5 protein-coding genes are annotated in these 2,637 nt (G+C 37.9%); 4 read left to right on the top strand and 1 reads right to left on the bottom strand.

The features are described 5' to 3' along the window. Positions 1-118: 118 nt before the first annotated feature. From C200_RS14645 to C200_RS13575, 4 genes are all read left to right on the top strand, one after another. Positions 119-532, top strand: coding sequence for a DUF2190 family protein (locus C200_RS14645; protein ID WP_016212014.1), 414 nt, complete (start codon positions 119-121; stop codon positions 530-532). A gap of 294 nt (positions 533-826) precedes the next feature. Further along, the gene (locus C200_RS13585) at positions 827-1,225 is read left to right on the top strand and encodes a hypothetical protein (RefSeq protein ID WP_016212017.1); all 399 of its coding nucleotides are present in this window, start codon (positions 827-829) and stop codon (positions 1,223-1,225) included. Positions 1,226-1,254: 29 nt separating this feature from the next. Beyond that, positions 1,255-1,500, top strand: a complete 246-nt coding sequence (locus tag C200_RS13580) for a TA system antitoxin ParD family protein (RefSeq protein WP_047927838.1) — start codon at positions 1,255-1,257, stop codon at positions 1,498-1,500. Continuing rightward, positions 1,497-1,796, top strand: coding sequence for a type II toxin-antitoxin system RelE/ParE family toxin (locus tag C200_RS13575; protein WP_016212018.1), 300 nt, complete (start codon positions 1,497-1,499; stop codon positions 1,794-1,796). The genes C200_RS13580 and C200_RS13575 overlap by 4 nt, the downstream gene beginning before the upstream one ends. Before the next feature lie 156 nt (positions 1,797-1,952). Here the strand turns inward: C200_RS13575 and C200_RS13570 are convergent. Further along, a partial coding sequence (locus C200_RS13570; protein ID WP_033923836.1) for an IS6 family transposase occupies positions 1,953-2,637 on the bottom strand: 685 nt, incomplete at its 5' end.

Raw genomic sequence — 2,637 nt, 5'->3', positions numbered from 1 at the left:
TTATTTGGATTAGCTGCTTAATTCTAAGCAGAGAGCACAAGAAAATAACCTTTCTGAAGTTCACTATAATTTTTCGCAACAGTGCCAGTCCGCAGGTGCAACGGGTGATATTATTGGCGTGATTCTTATCCCTAACGGTTATCTTATTCCTGCACTACCTCAGCCTAGTCCTAATTTATTTGGAATTGCTGCGGCAGACTTAAGTGGTTCACAAAATGCAGCCGTTTCTATTACTAAAGACGGTTTTACAGTTACAGCCGCAGGCAAGGCATGCGATGGAATCCTGCAGAATACCCCTAAAAAAAGCGAAGACTGTGAAATTATTTGTTCTGGTGCAGTAAAAGCAACCGCAGCCGGAGCAATTACGGCAGGTGATTATGTAAAAGTTGCAAGCAACGGTCAACTCATACAAGCCGCCGCAGGAGACACTGCTACAGGTGCAGCACTTGAAACAGCAAAAGCCGCAGGGGACTTAATCGGTATTCACTTGATTCCGAACGGTTATCTTATTCTAGCAGCACCCAGTAAATAGAGTTTAGCTTACGAAACAGTAATAACTTGCCTGTGAAATGTCATGCTGTTGTTTAAATATTCGGGGTTTGAAATTGTAAAAAAAGTAAGCGTTGTTAAAAAACCAATCATTGATACAGTAGCAACTAAAGTGAGGCATGGAGACAGAGTTTTTTCGTGCATAATTTGCTCCTTAAAATAACAAGCGAGTGCAAATTAACAGTGATTTCACTACCAGTTATATCACGTTTTCATTAAATTAAGAATAATTTTCAAATTAAATTTTGTTAAAAAAATTAACAAATGAGGAACTAATATGCCTTTACCCTCAGATTTACATTTTAATTCAATTTTAACTTCTGCCAGTGTCTGTGCAGTTAATAAAAATCAGAAATATGTACATGGTATGGTTTCACCTACTTTGCCAGTGTCTAACTTGTCAGATAATTATATGAGTTATGATCTGGCTAACTGGTATCGTTCACAAATGCAACAACGTGCCCCAGGAACTACGGCCGCTCAAGCAGATATCTCATATAACTTTGATAACACTTATAAGTGTGAGCAGTATGCCTTGCTTGTGCAAGCTTGGTGTTTAGGAAATACAATAGAAGTGGTAAGTGACTTTAAAAATAAATACTTGTATCACATAGAGTTAGAAACCAAGGTTTCAAAAGGTAACCATTTGAAACATTTTGTGCTATACTTTATCTAACCTTATTAAGAGATACTAGGTATAGAAATATGAGTAGTTCAGCAGTAAAAATTGATGATAGATATATAGTCCAAGCTAAACACTTATGTGAGGTTTATGAGCGCTCCATGACAGGGCAATTAAACTATCTCATTAAAATTGGCCTATTGGCACAACAAAATCCGGATTTACCACTAAGCTTTTTATTAGATTTATTAGAAGCTAAAGGTGAAGTTGAAAGAGGTGAAACTACACCGTTTGTTTCTCGTCATCCGGGGAGCAAGTTTAGTAAATGACACAAGAACAAAAAATAATAATTGAGTCTACTAGTCAATTTGACAAGGTGTATAAGAAGCTCAAAGCAAATCAAGTTGCAGATTTTGAAGAAGCATTAGAGGCACTAATAGAAAACCCTGAAATTGGTGAAGAGAAGAAAGGTGATTTATTAGGCGTTCGTGTTTATAAATTTAAAATGGTAAAGCAACAAACGTTATTAGCGTACTACTGGGAAGGAAAGAAGCTAGTTTTGACCTTGATGAAGCTTGGCCCACATGAGAATTTTTATAGAGATTTGAAAAAAACAACAGGTTAATTAATTATGAAGCTTGATAAAATAAAAGATGATTGACTATGAATAAACAAGATATAGGCCCAATTGCTGCCGTATTCGCAACGGTGAAGTTCCTCGGAAAATGGATTTTGTCGCAATTTGAGATTTACAGCTAAAAACACTTTCCTTTGGACGCAGTTAAGCTGCGAGCAAGTAAAATTGCTCGTATGCTGCCTTATCATGGTGGCAGTGCATCTGTTTTTTCTTCAGCATGCGGTAGAGTTCAACACCTGCAATCGTGGCCTTAGCTCCTTGAACTGATTTAAATCTCAGTGCTGCATTCATCTTCTTTTTTACCGGACGATGGTCCTGCTCAATAATATTATTGAGATATTTGATCTGGATAATGCCTATCATCATGGACCATAAAACCAAAGTGAAAAGCAAATAATTGAACATTGTAATACCTGCCATATTCGCACCACTTTTATCAATCACAATTTTGTCAGGAATCACATTGCTTGAGGCGGTTGCCTTCTTTAAAAAATCATAAGCAGCCGCTTCATCTCGGTGCTCTGAAAGGGAAAAGTCTATGGTATCCCCATGTTTATCAATGGCTCGATATAAATAATACCATTGGCCTTTGATCTTAATGTAAGTCTCATCCAGACGCCAACTAGCCCCAGGTTGGCGCTTATAGCGCTTCTTAAATCGTCCCTCTAGCTGTGGAGTATACTCAACAACCCAACGATGAATCGTTGAATGATCAACTTGAATACCACGCTCAGCCATAAGTTCTTCGATGTCACGATAGCTCAACGTATAAGCGATGTACCACCGAATGGCCATCATGATCAGGTCTTTCTTAAAATGACGGCCGCTG

This window comes from Piscirickettsia salmonis LF-89 = ATCC VR-1361 (genome assembly GCF_000297215.2).
In the GTDB taxonomy this organism is placed as follows: Bacteria; Pseudomonadota; Gammaproteobacteria; order Piscirickettsiales; family Piscirickettsiaceae; genus Piscirickettsia; species Piscirickettsia salmonis.
Note: the sequence above shows the minus strand (reverse complement) of the source record. Positions and strands in the feature narration are given on the sequence as shown.

Coding starts and splice junctions, on each gene's coding strand:
- C200_RS13575 (WP_016212018.1), top strand. CDS start 1,497: ATGACACAAGAACAAAAAATAATAATTGAGTCTACTAGTCAATTTGAC.
- C200_RS13580 (WP_047927838.1), top strand. CDS start 1,255: ATGAGTAGTTCAGCAGTAAAAATTGATGATAGATATATAGTCCAAGCT.
- C200_RS13585 (WP_016212017.1), top strand. CDS start 827: ATGCCTTTACCCTCAGATTTACATTTTAATTCAATTTTAACTTCTGCC.